The sequence below is a fragment of the Mycobacterium sp. JS623 genome (assembly GCF_000328565.1).
Lineage (GTDB): Bacteria > Actinomycetota > Actinomycetes > Mycobacteriales > Mycobacteriaceae > Mycobacterium.
The window spans coordinates 5,829,288-5,854,583 of record NC_019966.1; the positions used below are offsets into that span (position 1 = coordinate 5,829,288).

The following is a 25,296-nucleotide window of genomic DNA, read 5'->3' on the forward strand; positions in this document are numbered from 1 at the left end:
GGCACTGCTGGTCACACTCGTTGTCCTACCTTTCGCCGTGTGGCGGCACGTTGGCGTGCCGCGGCACGTTGATGCGCTCGGTCGCGCAGCGCGTTGGGTCTGTCCGCGTCGTCATGCGAGCCCAGGCCCAACTGTTGAGTGAGTTCATTGGCGAGATCTCCCAACGAAGCACCTTGCAACAGGAGGGCCACGGCTGGCTCCACCCCGAAATCATCACGAAGGGTGTTCCTGATGCGCACCGCCATGAGCGAGTCCATTCCGATCTCCGTCAACGGCTTCGTTCCCGGAATTGCCGACTGGTCGGGGTAGCCCATGATCGCCGAGATGCGCTGGCGCAACCGTTCTGTGACGATCCTGTCGACGTCATCGGGCGTGAGTTCGCGCAGGGCATCCACACCGGGCCAATCGCCCCCGGAATCGATGGCGTCGAGTTCCTCAACCATCTCGGCGAAGTAACCAAGCTTGCGGATCTCTGGAAACGCTGCCGCCGCGCGATCAAGACGCAGCCGGGTGATACCGACCCGCACGAGGTCGCTGCCCAGCAGCGAATCCAAGGCTGCGACACCTTCAGCGGGGCTGATGGGATCAAGTACGCCGAACCTCAGCGACCGGGCGACTCCGACCTCTGACCACTGACCCCAATTGAGCGCAATGGCAGGCAGACCCGAAGTTCGGCGCCACTCGACGAGTGCGTCGAGCCATGCGTTGGCGCACGCGTACGCGCCCTGCCCCGGCGAGCCGAGCAAGGAGGCCACCGACGAAAAGCCCGCCCACCAGTCGAGCTGCCTGTGTGCAGTCGCTTCGTGCAGCCGCAGCGCGCCCTCCGCTTTCGGCGCCCACACGCGGCCCAAGCTTTCCTTGTTGAGAGTCGCCACCAGAGCGTCCTCGATGACGGCAGCGGCGTGCATTACTCCGCGCAACGGCAGTCCGTTCTCTTCGGCAGTACACACCAGCTGCTCCGCCACTCCGGGTGACGCGATATCGCCTGCGACGAACGTGATTTCGGTATGAGCACGCAGGTCGGCCAGGTCAGCCTCCTGCGCATCTGAGGGCGGAGTGCGGCCGTTGAGGACGACCCGGCCGGCTCCCCTGTCAACGAGCCACCGCGCGACGACCATGCCAAGGCCACCGAGGCCACCGGTGACGACGTATGAGCCGTCGCGCCGGACAACCGGATCGTGGACTGCAACACTCAGGGCCGCGCGCCTCAGTCGTTCGACGTATCTGCGCCCGCCACGCCAGGCGATCACATCGTCGGCGGCCGGTGATTGAAGTTCAGTGGTGACCGTGGCAACGGCATCGTCCGCCGGGCCCACATCGACCAGCGTGGTGTGCAGATCCGGGTGCTCGTAGGCGAGCACACGTACGAGGCCTCGAAGCGCACCGATCCCCGGATCGCCCGACTCATCTTTTGTAACCGCGAGACCGCTGCGAGTGACCAACCACAACCTCGGCGATTGCCCATGCCAGCCGCCGATGACCGCCCGCAGCGTCGTCGAGATGGCCCAGATCAATTCGCGCGTACGCTGAAGCGCGTCGGGTGCGGCAGTGCCGTCGAATAGGTGCCCTCCGACCAGGATGACTACCCCGGCGGGCGGAAGTCCAGGAGCTGAGGCGGTCTTCGCGAACGCCTCGAGCACCGCGGCCTCATCAAACAGGTCTTCGGTGATTACTCTCATACTCGGTGAGCCGAGGCGGGTCGCGAAGGCGTCTGCCAGTGCCTCGCTATCGGAGTCGTTGTGCAGCAATAACCAACTGCCGGCAGGCAACACATCGTTACGCGCCGGCGTAGGGCACTCCAGCCAGCCGGTATCGAATATCTTCTGGTCCAGTGGCAATGGCACCGCTCGGCGTTCGACGCGTCGCAGATACACCCCGCTGATCTCCGCCGTTGGTGTCCCCGACGCGTCCATCAGCGTGATACGCCCCAGCTTGCCGGCGCCGTCGTCGTCCAGGCTGACGAGTTCCGCGCGGCAGCGCCCTCGCCGCCCCACCGCGCCGAGCAGCTGAATGCGATCGATCGAAACCGGCAGGTATGTGACTTCCGTTGAGGCGTCCAGTGTTTCGGCGGGCATGGCGGCAGCAAGTGTTTGCAGCGCTGCGTCGAGCATCACGGGATGGATTCGGAGGCCTCGGTGTGCGGTAGCCGTGTCGGGCAGTGCGATCTCGGTCTCGGCGGATCCGTTGTCCCGCCTCACGATCCGAGTCAACGCCGCAAAGGCTGGGCCGTGTTGTGCGCCCGTGCGGCGCAGCGCACTGTAGAAATCCCCAACTGCCACCTCAGTTCCTGGGTCCGCCTCCTCGTTGGCCAGAACCGCACGATGCGAGGGCTGCGTTGCCTCGACTTGTGCCACCGCGTGGCGACACCAATGACCGCCCGTTGACCTGGAATGGATCTCGATTCGTATTTCGTCGTCCGCGCTTCGGGTGAGCTGTGTTGTCACCCGTGTCTCGCCGTTCAGTGGCAGCATCTGCTCCACTTCGAGCCGGGTCACCGCCACCCCTGCCGGCGGCAGGCTGAGAGCTTCGCTGCCTGCGGCAAGCGCGATTTCGGCAAAACCTGCTGCGGGCATGACGGGCTGGCCGTGTACTCTGTGGTCCGCCAACCAGCCGACGGCATCGGTTCCCACGTCGGCCTGCCAAACGTGGTCGTGACCCGAAGGCATTTCGACGTGCATGCCCAGCAGCAGGTGGGCACCGGTCGGCATCTGGCCCGTCGGCCGGTTCGCTAACCAGTAGCGTTGATGTTGCCATGGTGTGGGCGGGACGTCGGCCAGCCGGCTCCGGCTACCGGTACTACCCGTCGGCGTCTGAACGCCGACGAGTTGCGTGTGGAAGGTCAATGTTTCGTCGTCGTCGCGGTTCAAAGTGCCGGTGACAAAACCATTCCCGCCCGGCCTGACCGATTCGATGGCTTCTGTGAGCGCATGAGTCAGCAGCGGATGGGGACTGATCTCGATGAACGTGGAGTGGTTCTCCGCGGCAACCGCCACCGCCTGCGCGAATCGTACCGGGTTGCGGACATTTGCAACCCAGTAGGACGCGTCGAATGCCGGCGGCTGACCGGCAGGCGCGGTGGCACTGATCAGCGGGATCTTCGGGGTGACAGGATCCAAATCCGCCAGGGCACCGAGTAACTCGGGCAGTATCGGATCGATAGTCGGATGGTGAGAAGCCACGTCCACGTCGATGCGTCGTGCGAGCCGATTCTGCGCCGTGACGGCCGCGATCAACGAGTCGACTTCGTCGGGCGGTCCAGCGATCACCGTTTGACGCGGTGAGGCGTATACCGCCAGCGCGACGTCGGGGTGGTCGGCGATCAACGCTTCGGTGGCCGGCGCATCCGATTCCAACAGTGCCATCGCACCCTGGCCGGACAGCCGCGCCATCAACCGCGACCGCGTCGCTATCACGCGCAGTCCGTCGGCAACAGTCAGCGCTCCGGAGACGATGGCCGCCGACACCTCCCCCATCGAGTGACCAATGACGGCATCCGGTTGCACCCCGTACGAGCGCCACAGTTGCGTCAACGCCAGGTGAATACCGACGAGGACTGGCTGGATGTGATCGATACCGGCTATCGGCTCACCGGCCTGCAGGACGTGCTGCAGCGAAAAGCCGCACTGCGCAACGAAAATTGGCTCCAATTCGGCCACTGCCGCGGCGAAAGAAGGCTCGTCGGCCAGCAATCGCCTGCCCATTCCGGCCCACTGCGAGCCCTGACCCGAGTACACGAACACGATGCCCGGGCCCCGCGACTCGCCTCGCCGCTCCTGCACCCCCGGTGCGGATCGGCCGGCGGCCAGCGCGCGCAACCCATCGACTGCCTCACCACGATCGCGTCCGCACACTGTGGCGCATATCGCGTAGCGGGCTCGGTGGTTGAGCGTCTCGGCTACGGCCGACAACGCCACACTTGACCCGTCGCCTTCGATCCAATCCGCCAGCATCGCAGCCGTCGACGCCAGCCGCTCAGACGTCTTGCCCGACACGACCAATGTCGTCACCGCGGGAGACTCACCGTCGCGCGACGACGATAACGGATCAGGTCCCTGCTCCAGCACCACATGCGCATTGGTGCCACCCAAACCGAACGACGACACCGCGGCGCGCCGCGGACCTGCACACTGCGGCCACGCCGTGGTCTCTGTGGGAACGAACAGCCGCGTCGGCACCGGGTCGATGGCCGGGTTCCAATGTGTGAAATGAAGGTTCGTCGGAATCCTACTGCGCTGCAGCGCCAGAACCGCTTTGATGAACCCGGCGATCCCGGCTGCGGCCTCGAGGTGACCGAAGTTCGTCTTCACCGCTCCCAAGGCGCACGGGCCGTCTCCCCGGCCGTAGACCGCGGCCAACGCGTCGAACTCGATTGGATCACCCAGCGCGGTACCCGTGCCGTGCGTCTCAATGAGATTGACCGAGCTCGCGGTCACATCGGCCGACTGCAATGCGCGCGAGATCACGTCTTGCTGCGCCAGCGCGTTCGGCGCGGTGAGACCGTTGGAGCGGCCATCCTGATTGACCGCCGAGCCACGTACGACTGCAAGCACCCTGTCCCCGTCACTCACCGCATCGATGAGGCGCTTGAGTACAACAACCCCCGCACCCTCGCCGCGCACGAAGCCGTCCGCCCCAGCGTCAAATGCGCGGCACCGGCCCCGCGGCGACAACATCCCCCATTTAGACAGCGCGAGTTGCGTTTCCGGGCGCAAGATGAGATTGACGCCGCCGGCGAGGGCGACATCGCTCTCGCGCAGCCGTAGGCTCTGGCAGGCCAGATGGATCGACACCAGCGACGATGAGCACGCTGTGTCAACCGCAACCGCGGGACCGCGCAGTCCCAACGTGTAGGCGATGCGCCCCACCGTGATGCTGTGGGCGTTGCCGGTGGCGCAATAGGCGTCTATCGCGTCTGGATTCGCCGCCGAAATACCTTGATACTCAGTGTAATACACTCCCATCAACACCGCGGCCCGAATCCCGCCGAGGTGGTCGGTCGCGATGCCAGCATGCTCGAGCGCTTCGAAGGCCACCTCCAACAGCACGCGTTGCTGCGGGTCCATTGCTTCGGCTTCGCGGGGAGAGATCCCGAAGAAATCGGCGTCGAACTCCGCGATTTCGCGCAGGAACCCTCCCCATTTGGAAGCCATGCGCCCCGGCGCGGCGAGGTCCGGGTCGTAATAGGCGTCAGCGTCCCAGCGATCCGGCGGCACCTCACCGACCGCATCTCTGCCATCGGCCAAGAAAGTCCAATAACGTTCGGGTCCTACAACATCACACGGGAAGCGGCAACCGATGCCCACCACCGCCACGGGTTCGGCTGCGGCGAGCCGTGACGCCTTGCCGAACTGATCCACCAGCGCGTCGCGCTGGGCGTTGGTCATAGCAGCGATCCGGCTGAAGGCGGTGGCTGCCATCAGAGACCGCCTTCATTGCAGGCGGAGGCTTCCACCGTGTCGAACAGCGCGTCGAGAAGGCCATCAGTCTCGGCCGACACTCCATCCATGTCGCTGTCGGTGCCGTGTGATGCGAGCTTGTTGGCCAGGTAGGCAGCCAATGACGCAATCGTCGGATGGTTCCACATCATCGTCGCCGAAAGCTCAGTGTCGACAAGTAACTCGGCTTCTCGTCGCACCGACATGGCCATCACGGAGTTGAGACCCATGTCGGCGAACGGTCGGTCCAGTTCCAATTCGTCATTCCGCATCCCCAGTTCGCGGGACACGATGGTTCGCAGTTCGGTCTCGAGTTCGCCAAGCATGTCCTCGGCCGCCATCTGCGTCCATGCCCGCTTCGGCGGCTGGTCGCCCGTGGGCGCGGAGCGCATCGGGATCATCACCGCTTGCGCGACGTCATAGCAGTCGACGTGTTTCCACGCGGCGAATGCTTCCTCCGGGGTGATCGGCCGCGACCCCATCCGTTCCAGCTCTTGCGCGACGACCGGCGCATCGGTCGCGAATCCAATCCCCCGCCAGGCTGCCCAGTCGAGACTGACGGTATGGCAGCCCTTCTGGCGACGCGCACGGGCGAGGCCGTCTAGGTAGGCGTTCGCCGCGGCATACGCGCCTTGGCCAGGAACACCGAATATCGCCCCTGCCGAGGCAATCAGGTACAAGAAGTCGACAGTGGCCGGGGGGAACGCTTGATGAAGTGCCTGTGCGCCCGCGATCTTCGGCCACATCGTGCGCCGCAGTCGCGTGTCGTCGAGCTCGGTGAGCAGTTGGCTGTCGGTGACCCCGGCGGCGTGCACGACACCGCGTATCGGCGCGGCCCCATCACCGTCGCGCCTGGCGAGCAGATGCTGCACTGCATCAGCCGATCCTGCGTCGAGCGCCACGGCCTCGACCGTCACGCCCCTGGACTCCAGCGCCCGGATCGTGGCGATCGCGCGACGAAGGTTCGTGCCGTTCGCGTCGTTGTCCCAGTCGCGCCTGGGCGGCAGTGCGGTGCGGCCGGCCAGTACCAGGCGACGCGCACCACGGTCGGCGAGCCATGTGGCCGTGAGCAGTCCGAGCGCGCCCAGGCCTCCCGTGATCAGATACGCCGCATCCGGGCGACACGTCAGCGGCTCTCGTACGCGTTCACCGGACACCGCCGCCAAGGCGGGCGCGAGGAACTCGCCACCACGCAGCGCCAAAATGGATCTGGCCGGTGTAGCCAGCACCGACGACAGCCTCACAGCGTGATCAGCGATGTCCTCGCCGGCTGGCAGGTCCAGCAGGCCACCCCACAGTTGCGGCTGCTCAGCTTCGATGACACCGGCCAGCCCCCATAGGCAGCTCTGGCATAATCCGTTGTCACCCAACCCTTCTCGCACTCCGCGGGTGATGATCCAAAGGGTTGCCGGGTGGTTGTCGTCGCGTTCTGCGAGCCGGTGGACAAGATCAGCGACCTCCGCCGACGATCGAACGGCGCAGTCCAGATCGGTGTCACCCCCGCTGACAGCCTCGGGTTCGGCGAGGTACACGACGTATCGCGCTTCGGCGGCATCGGCCACTGGATAGCCCGCATCGGCGAGCTTCTCGCGCAGTGATTGGACGGCCTCACTGCCCCCGACAACCGCAAGCGTGCCCGACGCATCAACGGGTGTCCCGGCAGCATGCCCCGCCCATGGTCGCCACTCGATCACGTGCGCGATTGAGGCCGGCTCGCTGTCCGCACCAGGACCTGAGTCAACACTCACATACCGCAAGCCGCGGATATCGACACTCGTAATACCGTCGGGAGCTGTGACGCTGATATCGACGACGAGTTCGTCACCCGGACCGCGCCGCCGACGTATCTCAACCCGACCGCGCCCGGCGGCGACTCCTGCAGCGAGCCGGGCACTTTCAACGGAGGCCGGGAACATCAGGCGGGGGTTCGTGCCGTCCGCGAGGCGTGCCACATGTACGGCGGCGTCGAGGAGTGCGACCGTGGAAGCCTGTGGCAAGTCGACCTCGGCGCAGAGCCCGCCCGACATCGACTGCAAGGACGCGATCGACCACGCGAACGGCTGTCCCTCGAGGCCCCATGACCGCTGAAGGTCGGCAATCGACGACACGTCGAAGTCGAGCGGTTGGTCCGTCCACACGGTATCGGTGCGCTCACGATTGTCGGCCTCACGCCGCTGAGACATTCGGGCGGTCGCGTGCCGTACCCAACGGTCCGCGGGGGCGTCGGCCGCCGGGCTTGAAGACACGATGATCGATCGGTCGGTGGCGACCACCTGAATCACCTTCGGCTGGTCGACGACGATGGGATGCTCGAAACGGACATCGGACAACATCGGTGCACCACACTCGGATGCTGCTGTCGAAAGTGTCAGTAACACAACGGATGCCGGGACTAGCTCTACGCCACTGATGCGGTGATCACCCGGATACGGCCTCGCTTCCGGCGCCAGTCGCGCCTGCCAAACATCTGCCGGAGGTGTGGTGGTAACCGCGATGTGTTCGCCGAGCAACGTGCCTGGTTTGGGCGTGCCGCCTGCGGCCTCCACTTGCTTGTCGAACCTGATCCAGTGCTGTGTGTGGTGCCAGGGGGTCGTCGGAATGGGCGGATGCGGTTCGCAGGGATGTGGGGTTTGTGGGGGGTGGATGGTGTGCGTGGCGTTGCGGTTGGTGTGGAACGTCAGTGTGTCATCGGTGTCGCGTTGCAGGGTTCCGATACTGTGGTGGTGAGCGCGTCCCAGGGTGTCACTCACGGCATGTGTCAGGAGCGGGTGTGGACTGACTTCCACGAACATGCTGTGTTTTTCGGCGGCCGCGGCCACAGCCTGTGTGAACCTCACCGGCTGGCGGAGGTTGGCTGCCCAATATTCCGCGTCGAACATGGTTGTCCCAGTGGCCATGTGGTCAGCGGTGGTGGTGATCACCGGGAGGGACGGCGTTCGCGGCATCAAATCGGCAAGAGCGCAGCGTAATTCGGGGAGTATCGGATCGACGGTGGGGTGATGGGAGGCGACGTCGACTTCGATGCGGCGGGCCAGCCGATCCTTGGCGGCTACCAGCGCGATGACCGCGTCTACCTGATCGGGCGGACCGGCGACCACCGTTTGACGCGGTGAGGCATACACCGCCAGGCCGACGCCGGGATACCCGCCGATCAGCGCCTCAGTGTCGACGGCACCCAGCTCCAAAAGCGCCATGGCGCCCTGACCGGCCAGCCGCGCCATCAGCCGCGACCGAGTCGCGATTACTCGCAGCCCCTCACCCGGGCTCAGCGCACCGGCGACCACCGCCGCCGACACCTCGCCCATCGAATGCCCGACCACCGCGTCGGGGTGAACGCCGTACGCCCGCCATAGCGCAGTCAACGCCAAGTGCATCCCGACCAGCACGGGCTGAATACGATCAATGCCGACAATGGGATCGCCATTGTCGAGCGTCTGCTGCAGCGAGAAGCCGCACTGCGCAATAAAAACCGGCTCCAAGTCGGCCACTGCCGACGCAAACGCAGGCTCGTCGCCCAGCAGCCTACGGCCCATCCCCGCCCATTGCGACCCCTGGCCCGAGTAGATGAACACCGTGCCAGCGCCACACGGCCCTACATGAGCGCCTGACACTCCCGCAGCCGAGCGGCCCTCGGCCAGCGCCCGCAACCCGGCCAATGCCTGCGCGCGGTCACGCGCACTCACCGTGGCGAACTTCGGGTATCGGGATCGGTGATGATTCACGGTGTGAGCAACATCCGGCAATGCGACACCGTGGCCGTCGGCCTCCAACCAGTCGGCCAACCTCTGCGCCGTCGACGCGATCCGCGCGGGCGTCTTGCCAGAGATGACCAGCGTCGTTACCACCGGGTTAGCTTGCGGCAGAACAGGATCAGGTTCGGGAGCCTGCTCGACCACCACATGTGAATTGGTGCCGCTGACTCCGAACGACGACACCCCGGCCCGCCGTTGGCGTCGCACCGGTGGCCATTGCATCGGCTGCGATGCGATCATGAATTCAGAGACACCCTCGCTGGCATGCGGCGTCAAACGCTCGAAATTGAGGTGTCGGGGAATGTAACCATTCCGAACGGCGAGCACGGTCTTGATGAATCCGGCGATACCGGCGGCGGATTCCAGATGGCCCAAGTTGGTCTTGACCGACCCAACCACCAACGGTGCGGCGCCGTCACGTTCGCAGAAGACGTGGCTCAACGCATCGAGCTCGATCGGGTCGCCCAGTGCTGTGCCGGTGCCGTGCGCCTCGACGTAGTCGATATCCGATGGCTGCAGTCGCGATGCCGCCAAGGCTTGACGCAGCAGCGCTTGTTGGGCCGGCCCGTTGGGCACGGTCTGCCCACTGCTGGCCCCGTCCTGGTTCACTGCGGAACCGCGGACCACCGCCAGCATCCGATCGCCGTCGCGCACCGCATCGCTGATTCGTTTGAGCACCACTACGCCGCAGCCCTCGCTGCGGACATATCCGTCGGCACCCGCGTCGAAGGTCTTGCAACGGCCGTCAGGGGACAACATTCCGAACCGTGAGCAGGCAATGCTGTTTTCCGGCCGCAGGATGAGATTGACGCCCGCTGCCAACGCGGTGTCACTTTCCCACCTGCGGAGGCTCTGGCAGGCCAGATGTACCGCCACCAGAGACGATGAACACGCTGTATCGATGACAAGCGCAGGACCGCGGACACCGAGGAAATACGCCAACCGTCCGGCGGCGAAGTTCGACGCATTTCCGAAGGACGCATACGCGTCGATATGTCGTACCTTGCCCGCGAAGGCCATCGCGTAGTCGTTGGTCGTCAGGCCGATAAAGACCGAAGCCTGGCTTCCGCGGATCGCCTGTGCGGTGATGCCAGCGTCTTCCAGTGCCTCCCAGGCTACTTCGAGCACCAACCGTTGTTGCGGGTCCATGGCCGCGGCTTCGCGCGGAGCGATGCTGAAGAACTCCGCATCGAACTCGTCGGGCTTCCAAGACGTGAGAAAGCCGCCCTCCCGTGTGCATATGGTGCCCGGCACTGTGTGGTCATCGGAGTAGAACGCGTCGGCGTCCCACCGGTCCGGCGGCACCCGAACGATACCGCTGCGCCCCTCTCGCAGGAGCGTCCAATACTCCCCGGGATTGTTGACACCACCGGGAAATCGGCAGCCCAAGCCCACCACGGCAATTGGTTCTACATCGGATTTTTCGGCGATCTCAAGGCGCGCCGTCAACTCATCGATCTTGCGCAGTGCTTCGCTGATGATCGTCCGTCGGTCCGAGGCTGCGGTGGTCATCGTGCTCCGCTCAGCCGTTCCGACAGCTGTTGCAACAGTTCGTCCTCGGTGAGCTCGCCGTTGGGCGCGCCGTGCTGGCCGCCAAACTCGGCGAATTCGGCAAGAAGTGCCGCCAAGTAGTCGGTGAGCGCTTCAACTGTGGGGTAGTCGAACACCACCGAGGTTGGCACCGTCACTCCGATCGTTTCCCCCAGTGCCCGTTGAAGTGTCAGGCTCATCAGCGAATCCATGCCGAATTGGAAGAAGCCGGTCGATCGATCCAGCGACTGTGGTGAGTCCATGCCCATCACCTCGGCGACTAGCTTGGTTACGTGATCCGCTAGCAGTGCGCGCCGTTGCGCCGGGTCGCACGTGCGCAATGCCTCGAGGAACTCCGTGGTCGGGGCCGCGGCGGCGGGCTGGTCTCCTTCCTCTACGGGCACGAGGTCGTCGACGATGTGCAGCGGTGCCCGGGTGCGATACGCCGTTGCCAACCGGGACCAGTCGGCGGCGACGATGGTGCATCGGGCTGGCACGTGGGGACCGGTGATCAACCGCAATCCCTGGATCGCGACCTCATCAGGCATCGGCTCGAGTCCGGATTCGGAGCTCACCCGTTGCTGTTCGTCGTTCTGATTGCTGGCCAGTGATTTCCACAGTCCCCAGTTGATGGCGGTCGCCGGCAGTCCGGCGGCGCGCCGCGCGAAGGCGAAGGTATCAAGGAAGGTGGTCGTTGCCGCGTAGTGACCGAGCCAGCGCGAGCCGACGAGCCCAGAGATCGAAGAAAACAAAACGAACTGCGTCACTGGCTGATTGAGCGACAGTCGGTGTAACAGCGACACCACGTCAAGCTTGGGCGCGAACATTGCCGTGACGTCCTCGTCGGTCATGTCGCGCAGAGTCACCGGGCCACCGCCGAAGGCAGCCACGTAGATTCCGCCCAGCGGGGCAAAATCGGTGCCGAACCGATCAACCAGCGCGGTCATCGTCGCTTCATCCGACGCGTCCGCGGCGACTGTGGTCAAAGTCGTGCCCTGTGCCGACAGCGCGGCCGCCAAGTCCTCTAGCCGCGAACCCGGATTGCGGGACACTGCAACAATATTCGCGGCCCCCATGTCAGCCAGCTGCCGAAGGAGATGCGGCCCGATGTTGCCGGTTGCACCGATGACCAGATGACTGCGCTGCCCATCGAGTTGACCCGACGCCGTCGATGGGGCCGAAAGACTGCGCAGGCGCGGGACATGTCGCAGGCCGGCGCGGTAGACGACCTGATCCTCCCCGCCGCCACCGAGCGCTTCAGCCAGCAGATACCGGGCGGCCGGCTCCGCCGGTACCGACTCGTCGATATCAACGACGGCCCCCCACAGTTCAGGATGCTCGAGCGCTAGTGTCCGGCCCAACCCCCACAGCACCGCGTGCGCTGGATTTGCTCGATCCCCGGGCGACATCGGTTGAGCGTTGCGTGTCAGCAGGAACAACCGCGGCGGCAAAGCCAACCCGGCTATCGCTGCAGCCACGCTCCTGGCGGCATTGAACAGCCGATAACCCAAGCGGGCGTCCATGCCGCCCGATGAGCTTTCCGGAGCGTAGAGTACGTGGGTGACTCCGGCCAAGGCATCGCGCAGCAGCGCGGCCTGGTCAGCGTGCCCGGACAGCGTCGAGTGCGTCAGCAGCTTGAGCCGGGAGTCGTCGCCGAGTATGCGACCGAGGGCGGCTCCGAGACTGTCCTCGGCGACCACCAGCCAGTAGTCGTTGGCGCCGTTGCGTACGGCGCACGGCAGAGGGTGAATTGGCCAACCCAGTTCGCAATACCACTCCGACGGCACGACGCCTACGTTCGGTGCGACCGAATCTCTGCCAGTACCAACACTTTCACGCGGAGGCAGTGGCCGCTTGCGAGTGATCCAGTGGTGGCCATGATGCCACGGGGTCGTGGGCAGCACTGGATGCGGCTCCGGCGGATGCGGTGTGACTGGTGGCTTGGTGGTATGAACGGCGTTGAGACTCGTATGGAAGCTGATGGTGTCGTCGCTGTCGCGCCATAGGGTGCCGATGCTGTGGTGATGGCCGACCGTTTCCAGCGTTTCGGTGATGGCTTGCGTCAGCATCGGATGAGCGCTGATCTCGATGAAACTGGTGTGGTGTTGAGCTGCGGCGGTGACGGCGTCGCTGAACCGGACCGGCCTGCGCACGTTGGCCACCCAATAGTCAACGTCCAGCACCGGAACGCGTGCGGGATCCGCGACCGTGGAAAAGAACTGAATGACAGGTGCTTTGGGTATGAGATCCGCCAATGCGGCACGCAATTCGGGCAGCACCGCGTCCATTAGCGAGGTGTGCGATGCCACCTCCATGTTGACCCGCCTGGCGAAACGGTTCTGCCGTTGCACGGCGGCGATCGCGTCGTCGACCTGCTTCGGTGGGCCGGCGATCACCGTCTGGCGCGGTGAGGCGTAACCCGCCACGCTGACATCGGGATAGTCGCCAAGCAGTGCGGCGGTGGTGGCCGCGTCGAGTTTCAAGAGCGCTACCGCGCCCTGGCCGGCCAGTCGCGACATCAACCGCGACCGAATGGCGATCATGCGTAACCCCTCGTCCACGCTGAGCGCCTCGGCCACCACCGCCGCTGTCACCTCCCCCATTGAGTGCCCGATCACGGCATCGGGTTGAACGCCGTAGGACCGCCACAACGCGGTCAGCGCCAGTTGTAACCCCATAGTCACCGGCTGCACCCGTGCGTCCCCGCTCACCGACTCTCCACTGGTTAGCACCTGTTGCAACGAAAAGCCCACCTGCTCAACGAAAACCGGCTCCAGCTGATCGATTGCCTCCGCGAACGCCGGCTCATCGACAAGCAGCCGCCGCCCCATACCCGCCCACTGGGCACCCTGCCCGGAATAGACAAACACCGTGCCCGCACCGCAGGGTCCGTCGTGTGCAGGCGTCACTCCGTGCACGGAGCGACCCTCGGCGAGTGCTCGCAGGCCCGCCACCGCCTGGGCGCGATCACGGGCACTCACCGTGGCGAATCTGGGATGAACGGTGCGGTGGTGGTTGAGCGTGTGGGCAGCGTCGACCAACGGCACGTTCACGCCCTGGCCGGTCATCCAGTCAGCCAGCATCCCGGCAAGAGACGCGATTCTCTCTTGGCTCTTGCCCGAAACCAGCAGTGTCGTCACTGCTGAAATCTCGTTCTGGGCAATGCTATCGGTGGTCGGCGCCTGCTCGAGCACCACGTGCGCGTTGGTGCCGCCGAATCCGAATGAAGACACGCCGGCGCGGCGCAAGTGTTCGGTTGGGGGCCACTGATGCTGCGCCGCAGCGACTTTCAGCCGCAATTGACCGAAGGGGATGTGCGGATTGGGCGTCTGGAAATGCAGGCTCGGCGGGATGCTGCCCCGCTCAACCGCCATCACCGCCTTGATGAAACCCGCGATACCGGCCGCCGCCTCCAGATGACCCAGGTTCGACTTGATCGACCCGATCAACAGCGGCGAGTCCTCCGCTCGTCCCGGGCCCAGTACGGTTCCCAGGGCGCGCGCCTCGATCGGATCCCCGAGCAACGTCCCTGTGCCATGCGCCTCGACATAGTCCACTTCTTGCGGCGAAGCGCCCGCGTTGGCGTACGCCGTGCGCAGTACTGCCATCTGAGCCGCCGGGTTCGGTGCCATCAGCCCGTTGGACCGGCCATCTTGATTGACCGCCGACCCCCGCACCACCGCCAGCACCCGGTCGCCGTCACGCTGCGCATCTTTGAGCCGCTTGAGGATCGCGACACCGCAACCTTCCCCACGCACGAAACCGTCCGCGCCGGCGTCAAAAGCGTGACAGCGGCCAGTCGGCGACAACGCACCGGCCTGGTCGAAACCATGGAAGACCGCCGGGGACAGCAGCAGGTTCACGCCGGCGGCGATCGCCAGATTCGCGTCACCGCTTCGCAGGCTCTGACATGCCAGATGCACCGCGACGAGCGACGACGAACAAGCCGTGTCCACCGCGAAGGACGGTCCCCGCAGATCAAGGAAATACGAGAGCCGATTGGCGATGATGCTCAGCGCGCCACCCGTGTTGTTCCAGGCATCGACGCCGGGCAAATCAGTCGACGCCAAGAACCCGTACTCACTCACGCATGCCCCGACGAAGACTCCAGTGTGGGAATGCCGCAGGGAATTCGGCGGCGTCCCGGCGTTTTCCAAGGCCTCCCACGCCACCTCCAACAACAAGCGCTGTTGGGGATCCATCTTGGCCGCCTCCCTCGGCAGGATCTCGAAGAACTCCGCGTCGAACAGATCGACGTCACTCAAGAACGAACCCCATCGCGTGGTGTGCGACAGCACCGCCGCCACTTGGACCGAGCCGTCGTCAAACGATGCCCACCGATCCCCTGGCACCTTCCCCACAGCCGACCGGCCGTCACAAAGGAACTGCCACAACGATTCTGGGCCACTGATGTCACCGGGAAACCGGCAGCCCAAACCAATTACGGCGATCGGTTCATCAAGCATTGCGCCAGCACGGCCAGCCGTCGTCTCGGCCTGCGATTCCGGTGCAGCACCACTCATGAACTTGGCCAGCGCACTGATCGTCGGGTACTGCCAGAACTCCACCGGGGACACTGGTCGCCCTAGAAGTTCCGATACTTCACCCGAGAGCGTCACGGCGTCGCGCGATCCCACGCCTAGATCGGTCAAAGGAGCATCGCAGTCGATTTCATCGGGACTGCAACCCACCTTCGTCACCAAGTAATCGACCAGCCAATGCCGGGCGGCGGCCTCGTCGGGAATCACCGTCATGCGCCGACATCCAGTCGTGTGAATCGGTGCTCGCCGTAGCGCTCCACGCAAGCGGATCGACGCACCTTACCGCTCGTCGTAATGGGAATCGACCCGCGCGACACCAGGACCAGATCTGCGATCCGCACGCCGTGCGCCTTCGAAACCGCCGATGTCACTGACCGTTTCATTCTGCGGAGCTTTTCCAGAGCGTCCTCATCGGAGTGTGCACGCTGCTTGATCTCAACGATCGCGACCAGACGCTCACCTTGTTCGCCGGGCAGCGAAATCGCCGCGACACGGCCTCCGGTGATCTCCTGAATGGTCGCTTCGATGTCATCTGGATAGTGGTTGCGTCCGTCGACGATCACCAAATCCTTGATTCGGCCAACGATGAACAACTCACCTTCGGAGATGACACCCAAGTCCCCGGTTCGCAGCCACGGTGCCAGCGGCGTACCGGGCGACGGCTCCACCAAGTGACCGCCGAAGGTGCTCTGCGTGGCTTGTGGGTTTCCCCAGTAGCCGGCGGCGACGTTGTCGCCGTGTATCCAGATTTCGCCGACTTTCCCAGCCGGATTCTCCACGCATGTCTCGGGATCGACGATCCGCAATGTAGTGGCTCGCGGCGCGCCGTAGCTCACCAACTCCACACCGCTGTCTGCGTGGCAGCGCTTGGCATGCCCGGCCGACAACTTCTCGTAGTCAAACCAAGCCGTCTCTGGGCGGCGCCCGGGCGGCGACGATGTGACGTACAACGTCGCTTCAGCCAAGCCGTAGGACGGTAGCAAAGCGGAATCAGGAAGGTTGAAGTGCGAGAACCTCTCAGTGAAGCGTCGGATCGTCGTGGTGTGGATCCGCTCACTGCCACTGATGAGGCCCATTACGTCGCCCAAGTCGCGTCCGGCCATGTCTTCGTCGGATGTGCGCCGCGCCGCCAGTTCGAACGCGAAATTAGGTGCAGCCGTCAAAGATCGCGTGTTGTCGGCCAGCAGCTGCATCCATCGGGCGGGTTTCTGCAGGAACGCCATAGGAGTCGTGACCACGGCGTGAATCCCGGCGGCGACTGGCGCGAATATCCCGAGAAGCAGGCCCATGTCGTGGTAGAACGGCAGCCACGAAACGGGCGTGGTGTCTGGCGGCGCGGCCTTACCGAACTGCTCGAAGTAGTCGGAGAACACCTGGTTGAGATTCGCCACGATATTGCTGTGCGTCACCACGACACCGGCCGGCTTACGAGTCGAGCCCGAGGTGTATTGCAGCAGGGCAACTTTGGCTTCCGCACTTCTGTTTGCGTGCATCGCGGGTCGAGCATCGAGGTCGAGGGCGTCGACCTCGACCAGCGCTGGTGTAGGCCAGCCTTGCGCATCCCGAGTGGAGGTAACGACGTCATCGACCACACCCGTTGTCGTCAGGATGGCGACGGGCGAACTGTCGCGCAGGGCCGCGGATACGCGTTCGTCATGTGTGCCCATCAGCGGCACGGGCAGCGGTACCGCGATGTACCCGGCGTCCATTGCGCCGAGGAAACCGACGACGTAGTCGAGGCCCTGCGGAGCCAGGATCGCGACGCGGTCACCGGGTTCGCCGCACGACTCCATTTCTGCTGCCAGCGCCTGCACACGCAGGTAGAGCTGAGACCAGGTGAGGGTTGTGGTGAAGCCCGCCGGGTCGGTCTCGTAGTCGACGAACGTGAAGGCAGGCGTGTCCGGTCGTTGCCGGGCTCGCTCGCGCAGAGCAGCCGGGATAGACGCTTCGACCATCGGCATGGCAACACCTTTCCGTCCTGAATGGTCGCTATGAGAAACGCACGTTACAACGCGCTGGCGAAGATTTGTCGCCATTTTCTAAATCGGCAGTGGATGCATGCACAGCAATTGTCTGCAACCTGAACAGCTAGTAGCAGATCGCCTTTGCGGCCTCAAGTTTCATTTGATCATGAAAAGCTGACGTTGCTGCAGGTGGTAACCGCCGGAACAGCGAAGGGCGATCCTCTGACGCGTGCGTCGATTCTTTGCTAACTCTGGCCTCTAGCGCCCAGCGCCGCGTCGCGTCCCTACGACCTCATGCGCGGGATCAGGTGCGCCGAGGGCAACGACAATCGGTTGCACCGGCTAAGCAGGCCCGCCCGGCGCCGGGTCACACCGGCGCATCGGTGTGCCGCAGGGGCACTCGAACCAGTCCTACTTCGACGACACGTCACACATCTGCGCAGATGGGTGCACCCTTGCTAGCAATTGGGCAACCGTACCGATGCGGTAGCACATCGCTCATCGACTGTTTCTTGGTTGTTCCAGACCCCGTCCGGGAGCTCGTCCACAGAGACCGGCCTTCCCTCCGCCGCCCGTCCCAATTATTGACGGGGCCGCTGTACGCCCAATGGCCCCCTGTCATTTTCACGTCATTCGTCCCAAGCCTGGGACGGGGCCAATCTTTGCTAAATTGGCACGCCGACGTAGATTGACACCCGAGAGGGCACCTCCGCGAGTTGTGGATTGTCACCTGGTAGTCCGGCGCCGCTCTTTAAACGCCGGCCATATGCAGATCGAGTCGCAATCGCATATTCCGAGTTTTGTTATTAACGTGAGCGTTTATTCCTGCTATCATAGCAACGTGAATTCCCGATGTTATTGCTTATTGCCGCCACGCTAAATTCGTTGCGCGGACACTTATTGGGGTTTTTACAATGGCATCCGTGATTCCGGCGCGGCAGCCGCACCCGGACAGATCACCAGATAGCTGAGGATCAGGGTTAAACGCATCGAACTGAATCGGCGTTCTCGGATGCTGGAGTAGTTGGGGCCACAGGTTCGCGTTGTCGTCACCGGTGCCTGGCGCAAGGCTCGCTCGCCGATCCACTACGTCTGACATTCGGTATCTGAGGCAGCAGCGCCGTGCCACACCGGGTGGCACATTTGCCCGCTGAGCGGGGCAAGCTATTCCGAATGGGTCCGAATTGACCCTCGAACGCGTTCAGCTATCGGTCAGCGCGCCGCGACATGACCTTCGCTTCGATGTCGGCGACGAGCTCTGACACATGATCTTCGAGGTAGAAGTGATGTCCGGTAAATACCCGCGCGCTGAACTCTGCCGTCGTGCGATCTGCCCATAGCACAACCTTGTCGTAGGTGGCGACGACATCGTTGTCGCCCAGATACGCAAAGATCGGACATGACAGCCTCGACTCCGGCGGGCACTGATAGTTGACGATGGCCCGGAAACCTCGCAGTGTGGGCAAGATTTTCGCGGCGAATTCCTCGTTCTCGAGGAACTCGCGATTCGCACCGGTCATCTCGTTCACCACATCGAGCAGGCCGCGATCAGACTCCGGAATGTACTCATAGCCGCTGCGTCCAGGTGCAGCACACGCCGACACGAACAGTGCGGAAATCGGTGTCCCCGCCGCTTCGAATCGGCGCGCGACCTCGAAGGCCAACAGGGCGCCCATGCTATGGCCAAAGAACGCGACGGTGTCGTCTGAACGATGCGCCGCCGAAAGCATCTGGCACACCTGGCTGGCAAGATTCTCGATGCTGGTCAAGGATGCAACATCGTGCGACCCACGCTGTCCTGGATACTGCACCGCTGTGCGTTGGACGTCCTTGGAGAACGCATTCGCGAACGGGACGTAGTACTGCGCCGATCCACCGGCATGCGGAAAGATGTAGAGCTTCGGCCTACTTCCGGCCATCCGGCACCCCCAGACATAGCGGCGCCGACGAGCCGGATCCACGATCGAGCGCGCCAGCACCTCGTTGGTACCACGATTCACCCATTTCGGCACCCGAAATAAGGCACAGGCCAACCGATTCCGGCTGGATGCGGATCGGTCGTAGCGCTGCTGGCCAGCCAGCCATCCCTTGACCCGCCGGCCGACGTCGCGACATCCATGACGGAGAGCGACAGTGAAATAGACGTCGCGCAGATCGAGTTTCGCACCAATGTGAGCAACTCGAAAGGCGACACGTCACAGTTCGGGCCGAAGGCTTCCGGCTACACCTGGGTGTGCACCGACGATGTCAAGCCCACGCACCCCTATCCCGGCGTTGCCGTCAGACTCCTGTGGAAAGGCGACAACGGGGCCAAGGCCGTCCTCGCCGAGATCGCACAGGGCGCCATCTGGGGTAAAGAAGATCACCACAGCCCGGCCCCGAGGAGGTCTACCTGGTGTCCGGCGTGTTCAATGACGGCGTCAACGACTACCCGGCGGGGACTTTTCTGCACGCACCGGCGGGCTCATGGCACATCCCGCAGTCGACTCATGGTTGCGTGTTGTTCCTGTTCTACCCCGAAGGTTAGAGGCGTAGCCGACTCGTAGTCTGTCGGGATGCGCGCCAAACTTGGCCGGCCCGACCTCAGCCGTTACTCACACTATTTCGACGCCCCGACGGCGACCGATCAATCTGTGGTCACGGTGACATGGGCCGGTGTCACCACGCTGCTGATCGACGACGGCGCCTCCGCGGTGATGACGGACGGCTTCTTCTCACGTCCCGGCCTGCTCGAGGTCGGGTTTCGGCGACTGTCACCGTCGGCCCCGCGGATCGACGGCTGCCTGGCTCGCCTCGGCGTCCACCGGTTGGAAGCGGTGCTGCCGGTGCATACGCACTTCGACCACGCGATGGACTCGGCGATGGTCGCCGAACGAACCGGCGCGCAAGTGGTGGGCGGGACGTCAGCGATACAAGTGGGGCGAGGGGCGGGCCTGCCCGACGACCGACTCACCGCCGCCACACCGGGCCAGCCGATATCTCTTGGCGCATACGACATCACGCTGATCGAGGGCCATCACTGCCCGCCCGACCGCTTCCCCGGGATCATTCGTGAACCGGTCGTCCCGCCGGTCAAGGTCTCTGCCTACAAATGCGGTGAGGCGTGGTCGACCCTGGTGCATCACCGACCGTCGGACCGTCGACTGCTGATCGTCGGCAGCGCGGGCTTCGTCGCTCACGCGCTTGACGGCAAGCGGGCCGAGGTCGTGTATCTGGGGGTGGGCCAACTCGGACTGCAACCTGAGCAATACTTGACTGATTACTGGACGGAGACCGTGCGCACCGTCGGCGCCCGCCGAGTGGTGCTCATACACTGGGACGACTTTTTCCGCCCGCTGCACAAGCCGCTGCGGGCGCTGCCATACGCCGGTGACGATCTCGACGTGTCGATTCGGGTGTTGTCCCGGTTGGCCGAGGAGGACGGCGTTCCGCTGCACCTACCCACGCTCTGGCAGCGCTGCGACCCGTGGAGTTGACGCTGGCGCTGGTGGCGCTGGCCGTGGTGCTCGGATTCGCGATGGTCCGTCCGCGTGGCTGGCCCGAGGCCGTCGCCGCGGTGCCCGCGGCCGGTCTGCTGATCGCGTTCGGCGTGATCTCCTGGCACGACGCCGCCGCGGAGGTGGGCCGGCTGCTACCCGTCGTCGGCTTTCTGGCCGCGGTGCTGGTGTTGGCGCGACTGTGTGACGACGAAGGACTGTTCCGCGCAGCAGGGGCGGCCATGGCGCGGTCGAACTCAGGCGACCAACGACGGTTGTTTGCAACGGTTTTCGTGATCGCCGCTGCCACCACAGCGATACTTAGCCTGGATGCGACCGTCGTACTACTGACTCCGGTGGTGCTCGCTACCGCCCGTACGTTGCGGGTGCCTGCACGGACGCATGCGTACGCGACAGCGCATCTGGCCAACAGCGCATCGCTGCTGCTGCCGGTGTCCAACCTGACAAACCTGTTGGCCTTCGGCGCGGCCGGGCTGTCGTTCGTCCACTTCACCGCGGTCATGACATTGCCGTGGTTCGCCGCTGTCGGTGTCGAATTCGTGTTGCTGCGTTGGTTTTTCGCACGCGAGCTGTCAGTCGAGCCCGCGCACGACGCCGCCAACGAGGACGTGCAGTTGCCGATGTTCGTGCTCGTAGTGTTGGGGTTCACGCTTGCGGGTTTCGCCGTCACCTCGATGTTCGGCTGGTCGCCTGCATGGGCCGCGCTGGCGGGTGCGGTTGTTCTTGGCGGGCGCGCGCTGGCCCGCCGCGAGACCACCGCCGCGAAGATCGTGGCCGCCGCGGACGTGCCGTTTCTGGCGTTCGTGCTCTGCCTTGGCGTGGTCGTGGCCGCAGTCATGCTCAATGGCCTCGACGGAGCCATGCGTCACGTGCTGCCTGCCGGCGACACTCTGCCCGCGCTGCTCGGCATAGCCGCCGTCGCGGCGGTGCTGTCCAATGTCGTCAACAACCTGCCCGCGGTGCTGGTACTGCTGCCGCTGGTATCCGGTCCCGCAGCGGTGCTCGCGGTGCTCATCGGCGTCAACGTCGGGCCGAACCTGACCTACGTCGGGTCGCTGGCGAATCTGCTGTGGCGCAGCGTGGTGCGCCGCGACATGCCCGCCGGCTTCGTGGAGTTCAGCCGCATCGGGTTGCTCACCACGCCGGCCACTGTCGTTGCCAGCGTGCTTGGCCTGTGGGCGGGCATTCGGCTGTTCGGCGTCTAGTGCGGTTGCAACCAAACCGGACTGAATAGTGCCACCATCGACGGAAACCGCGCGCGGCGACGGACCTCGACTCGGGCGAACTTGGCCTGGCCGCCGATGCAGGTCCATGTCAGGTGTCCATCACCGGATGCCTCGGTCTTCGTGCGGGCCACGCAACCACCGTCGGTGATCAGGGCGACGGTGCATCGGGGGCGCCGCTGACGCTGGCGGTCACCTTCGCCGCGAAACCGCGCGGCACGGTCAGCGTTTCACCCGGACCTGGCGTCGCGGCACCGCCGCCCCGAGATGCACTGAGCTGCAACGACACCGCACTCGACTCGGTGACATAGCAACGACCGCGACGCAGGCCATCGACAACGTGAGGCATGGCCAACCCCCGCGCGTACACAACTGTCTGGGGCCGGCCGACCGGCTGGGCGCAGGTGCGCGAGTCGCTACCGCCCACCGCGGAAATTCGCCTGCCCTGGCGCAGCAACTGTTGCCAGATGCGCAGCGACAATTCATCGTCGACGTTCCACAGCCCGTTCCAGACTTCCATCGCATCGACATCGCCATAGCCGAATTCCCAGGCGCAGCCCGGCAACGGCACCGATGGATTTGCGGCCCCCACGAGGCCGCCGTCGGCGCGCACCTGCGCGGCGTGGTCGGCGAACACACCGTCGCGCGGTGCGTACCGCCAGTCGATCCAGCCGCCTGGCGGCAACCCGACCGTGAGCCAGTCTCCGCGCCGGGTGGTGACTTCCTCACCGGCGATGACCTGCAGCTCCCCGTATTCCGTTGCCGCCCAGTCACGATTGGCCGAACTCGTGTTGTGATCGGTCGAGACGATGAAGTCCAGTTCGGCCGACTTCGCAGCCGCAGCCATTTGGGCGATTCGCCGTCGACCGTCGGAATGCACTGTGTGCGTGTGTAAGTCGCCACGGTACCAGCCTGGTCGACTCTCCCGTCTGGCAGCCGCGTGAACGCCCCGAGTCCGCCGCAACGACGGCTGCACTCCCCGCGTCAGCGTGATATCGGCCTGCCAGTCGATGCCCAGTGGGTTGAGCACCACGGGCCCGAGCGCCAGCGCCCACCTGCCCGGCTCGATTGGCCCTGCGGGTAGCCGGGCGTGGCATTGATCGCGGAGAGCATGAACCCGGCGCGGGCGCCGCCCGACCAGCCCCGGAAGCCCTCGGAATTGCCGAGCTCATGCCCTGCCGGGCCGAAGATGCCCAGGTCCAATACGTTGCGGCCGATGCCGAGCAGCGAGAACTGGTCATGCGACGTGCTGACGTCGATCCGCTGCGTTCCCGCAGGCACGTCGAACGGCACATACGCCCATTGGTCGATGCCGAACTTGAATCTGCCACGGACTGAGAGCTCGACGCGGCGGTCCGACTTCAGGGCCGTCATGACGTCTCCTCGTGCGGTTCAGCGACATCATCGACGGCGTAGCCCTACGCGACGGTTACACCGACGCGAACAGCGGTAGGACGGCTGACGTCAGTTCGCCGATACCCGGCGCTGCGGGCGCGAAATCCGCCGTAGCATCGGCAAGATTGGTCTCGTGGCCAGGACTGGATCGCCGCCGCCGTCGGCAGTGTTCAGCAGATTCGTGGCGCTCGGCGACTCGTTCACCGAGGGTGTCGGCGACCCACAGCCCGGTAGCCCCAACGGATTGCGCGGATGGGCGGATCACGTCGCCGCCGCGCTGGCCCAGACCAACCCTGAACTTCGCTACGCCAACCTCGCGGTGCGCGGTCGCAGGATGGACGAGATCCTCGCCGATCAGCTGCAGACCGCCGTCATGCTCGAACCCGACCTCGTCATCGTCTACGCCGGCATGAACGATCTGCTGTTGGTACGCAACGACATCGACGCGATGATGGCCCGATACGCCGACGCATTGAAGACCTTGCAGCAAACCGGCGCCCATGTATTGGCGTTCACCGCAGGCGATCTCGGCACGGTGCCGCTATTTCGGCGACTGCGCGGCCGGGCCGCGGTGTACAACGAGTTGTTGCGCGGCATCGCCGAAGACCTCAGTCTGCAGCTGGTGGACTTCTGGCGGTTCACGGAGTTTCGCGATCCGCGGCTGTGGGCTTGCGACCGCATTCATCTCTCGCCGCTTGGCCACGAGCGAATGGCCGCGAAAGTCCTTGACACGCTTACTGTTCCACACGGCCTCACCACGCGTTCGGCCGCGCTGCTCAACGATGCGCCGCCCGTACGAAACTTCTGGGCCAATCTGCAGTGGACGTTCGCGTTCGCGGCGCCGTGGGTGGCCAAGCGCATACGCCGTGCGACCCCAGGAGACGGTGTCGAGCCGAAGTATCCGACGTTGACCAAGATCGTATGACGACCCGGCTGGTAGATGTGAACCGCAGGACCCTGATCGTCGGCGGCACGTCGGCGCTCCTCGGCGCGGGCGCAGGGGCGGCTGTCACACGTTTCCTCACCAACGATCGGACCCGACCGACGCTGTGGCAGCGCGCCGATCGCAGCGATGCTCCCGGGTAGGTGGCCTACACCTTCAGTTCGGCGACGATGCCGCGTCCGAAGCGGTGGTGTCATGGCACACGGTCGAGCCGGTCAACAGTCCCCGCGTTGTGATCGGCACACCCGACGACGGCCTCGGCACGATCGTCGCCGCGGGCACGGTGACCTACCGCGACGCGGCATCAGGCACCGACGTTCGCGTGCACCATGCCAGGCTCACGGGCCTCACACCAGACACCGACTATGTCTACGCCGCGATACACGACGGCGTGAGACCCGAACTAGGTACCCTGCGGACGGCACCGCGTGGTCGCGCACCGGTGCGCTTCACCAGCTTCGGCGACCAATCCACCCCGACGCTGGACGCTATGGTCGCCAAGGCATACGGCAGCGATAACCTCGGGTCGCCTTCGGCGGGCGACATCACGTCGGCTGCCGAACGCGTGGCGCCGTTGTTCCATCTCGTCAACGGCGACCTGTGCTACGCCAACCTGTCCCATGACCGAGTCAGGACGTGGTCTGACTGGTTCGAGAACAATTCCAGGTCTGCCCGCTACCGGCCGTGGATGCCCGCGGCGGGTAACCACGAGAACGAGTTGGGCAACGGCCCAATCGGCTACGGCGCCTATCATGCCTACTTCGGGGTGCCGGACGCCGGACACCGCGATACATCCAGGAGGCCGCGCCCTGGTCGGTGTTCCGAGGCCGCGACAATCCTTGCGGCTTCGTCGCTTTCGACGTCGACCCGGGGCAACCCGGCGGCAACACGACCATGGCCGCCATGTACTACGCGGTCAACGGACCCTTCGGAGCGGCGACGCCGGTCGACAAGTTCACGTTGAAGCGTCCGCGACGCGGCTGAGGTTCTACCGCTGAGCAGGCGCAGAATCGCAT

Annotated in this window: 11 protein-coding genes and 2 pseudogenes; 5 read left to right on the forward strand and 8 right to left on the reverse strand. The window is 64.8% G+C overall.

All coding sequences use genetic code 11. The features are described 5' to 3' along the window. Positions 1-11 precede the first annotated feature (11 nt). From MYCSM_RS28355 to MYCSM_RS28375, 5 genes are all read right to left on the reverse strand, one after another. The gene (locus MYCSM_RS28355) at positions 12-5,417 is read right to left on the reverse strand and encodes a type I polyketide synthase (protein ID WP_015309621.1); all 5,406 of its coding nucleotides are present in this window, start codon (positions 5,415-5,417) and stop codon (positions 12-14) included. After that, a complete protein-coding gene (locus tag MYCSM_RS28360) occupies positions 5,417-10,699 on the reverse strand; it encodes a type I polyketide synthase (protein ID WP_015309622.1) in 5,283 nt (1,760 codons plus the stop codon). The genes MYCSM_RS28355 and MYCSM_RS28360 overlap by 1 nt, the downstream gene beginning before the upstream one ends. After that, complete coding sequence (locus MYCSM_RS28365; protein ID WP_015309623.1) at positions 10,696-15,471, reverse strand: SDR family NAD(P)-dependent oxidoreductase; 4,776 nt, start codon at positions 15,469-15,471, stop codon at positions 10,696-10,698. The genes MYCSM_RS28360 and MYCSM_RS28365 overlap by 4 nt, the downstream gene beginning before the upstream one ends. Next, a complete protein-coding gene (locus MYCSM_RS28370) occupies positions 15,468-17,219 on the reverse strand; it encodes an AMP-binding protein (RefSeq protein ID WP_015309624.1) in 1,752 nt (583 codons plus the stop codon). The genes MYCSM_RS28365 and MYCSM_RS28370 overlap by 4 nt, the downstream gene beginning before the upstream one ends. Before the next feature lie 1,208 nt (positions 17,220-18,427). Next, positions 18,428-19,141 (reverse strand): thioesterase II family protein, encoded by a 714-nt coding sequence (locus MYCSM_RS28375; protein WP_015309625.1) that lies wholly within the window; start codon positions 19,139-19,141, stop codon positions 18,428-18,430. 252 nt (positions 19,142-19,393) lie between these two features. On the opposite strand from MYCSM_RS28375, the pseudogene MYCSM_RS28380 reads away from it, so the two are divergent. The 3 genes and pseudogenes from MYCSM_RS28380 to MYCSM_RS28390 all read left to right on the forward strand — a co-directional run bounded on the left by MYCSM_RS28380 (position 19,394) and on the right by MYCSM_RS28390 (position 21,924). After that, positions 19,394-19,749, forward strand: a pseudogene (locus MYCSM_RS28380) (cupin domain-containing protein). A 28-nt stretch (positions 19,750-19,777) separates the two neighbouring features. Next, entirely contained in the window at positions 19,778-20,698 is a 921-nt protein-coding gene (locus MYCSM_RS28385) for an MBL fold metallo-hydrolase (protein ID WP_015309626.1), read from the forward strand. After that, the gene (locus tag MYCSM_RS28390) at positions 20,689-21,924 is read left to right on the forward strand and encodes an SLC13 family permease (protein ID WP_015309627.1); all 1,236 of its coding nucleotides are present in this window, start codon (positions 20,689-20,691) and stop codon (positions 21,922-21,924) included. Before MYCSM_RS28385 ends, MYCSM_RS28390 begins: the two co-directional genes overlap by 10 nt. Here MYCSM_RS28390 and MYCSM_RS37390 read toward each other — a convergent pair. Genes MYCSM_RS37390 through MYCSM_RS35395 form a run of 3 tightly spaced genes read right to left on the reverse strand, consistent with a single transcriptional unit; the run spans position 21,921 to position 23,316 of the window. Next, positions 21,921-22,076: a hypothetical protein gene (locus tag MYCSM_RS37390; RefSeq protein ID WP_157681415.1), complete on the reverse strand. Its 156-nt coding sequence runs from the start codon at positions 22,074-22,076 to the stop codon at positions 21,921-21,923. The genes MYCSM_RS28390 and MYCSM_RS37390 overlap by 4 nt on opposite strands. Before the next feature lie 17 nt (positions 22,077-22,093). Then, on the reverse strand, positions 22,094-22,975 hold the full coding sequence (locus tag MYCSM_RS35390) for a CehA/McbA family metallohydrolase (RefSeq protein WP_335337501.1): 882 nt from the start codon (positions 22,973-22,975) through the stop codon (positions 22,094-22,096). Continuing rightward, positions 22,927-23,316, reverse strand: coding sequence for a hypothetical protein (locus MYCSM_RS35395; protein WP_051073831.1), 390 nt, complete (start codon positions 23,314-23,316; stop codon positions 22,927-22,929). The genes MYCSM_RS35390 and MYCSM_RS35395 overlap by 49 nt, the downstream gene beginning before the upstream one ends. 154 nt (positions 23,317-23,470) lie before the next feature. Here MYCSM_RS35395 and MYCSM_RS28400 point away from each other — a divergent pair, with 154 nt between their 5' ends. After that, on the forward strand, positions 23,471-24,262 hold the full coding sequence (locus MYCSM_RS28400) for an SGNH/GDSL hydrolase family protein (protein WP_157681416.1): 792 nt from the start codon (positions 23,471-23,473) through the stop codon (positions 24,260-24,262). Then, positions 24,259-25,264 (forward strand): annotated as a pseudogene (locus MYCSM_RS28405) (purple acid phosphatase family protein). Before MYCSM_RS28400 ends, MYCSM_RS28405 begins: the two are co-directional and overlap by 4 nt. Positions 25,265-25,296: the final 32 nt, after the last annotated feature.

Excerpts from the sequence above, each read along its gene's own strand:
- MYCSM_RS28355 (WP_015309621.1), bottom strand. The coding sequence starts at position 5,417 with ATGGCAGCCACCGCCTTCAGCCGGATCGCTGCTATGACCAACGCCCAG.
- MYCSM_RS28360 (WP_015309622.1), bottom strand. The coding sequence starts at position 10,699 with ATGACCACCGCAGCCTCGGACCGACGGACGATCATCAGCGAAGCACTG.
- MYCSM_RS28365 (WP_015309623.1), bottom strand. The coding sequence starts at position 15,471 with ATGACGGTGATTCCCGACGAGGCCGCCGCCCGGCATTGGCTGGTCGAT.
- MYCSM_RS28370 (WP_015309624.1), bottom strand. The coding sequence starts at position 17,219 with ATGCCGATGGTCGAAGCGTCTATCCCGGCTGCTCTGCGCGAGCGAGCC.
- MYCSM_RS28375 (WP_015309625.1), bottom strand. The coding sequence starts at position 19,141 with ATGGCCGGAAGTAGGCCGAAGCTCTACATCTTTCCGCATGCCGGTGGA.
- MYCSM_RS28385 (WP_015309626.1), top strand. The coding sequence starts at position 19,778 with ATGCGCGCCAAACTTGGCCGGCCCGACCTCAGCCGTTACTCACACTAT.
- MYCSM_RS35395 (WP_051073831.1), bottom strand. The coding sequence starts at position 23,316 with ATGACGGCCCTGAAGTCGGACCGCCGCGTCGAGCTCTCAGTCCGTGGC.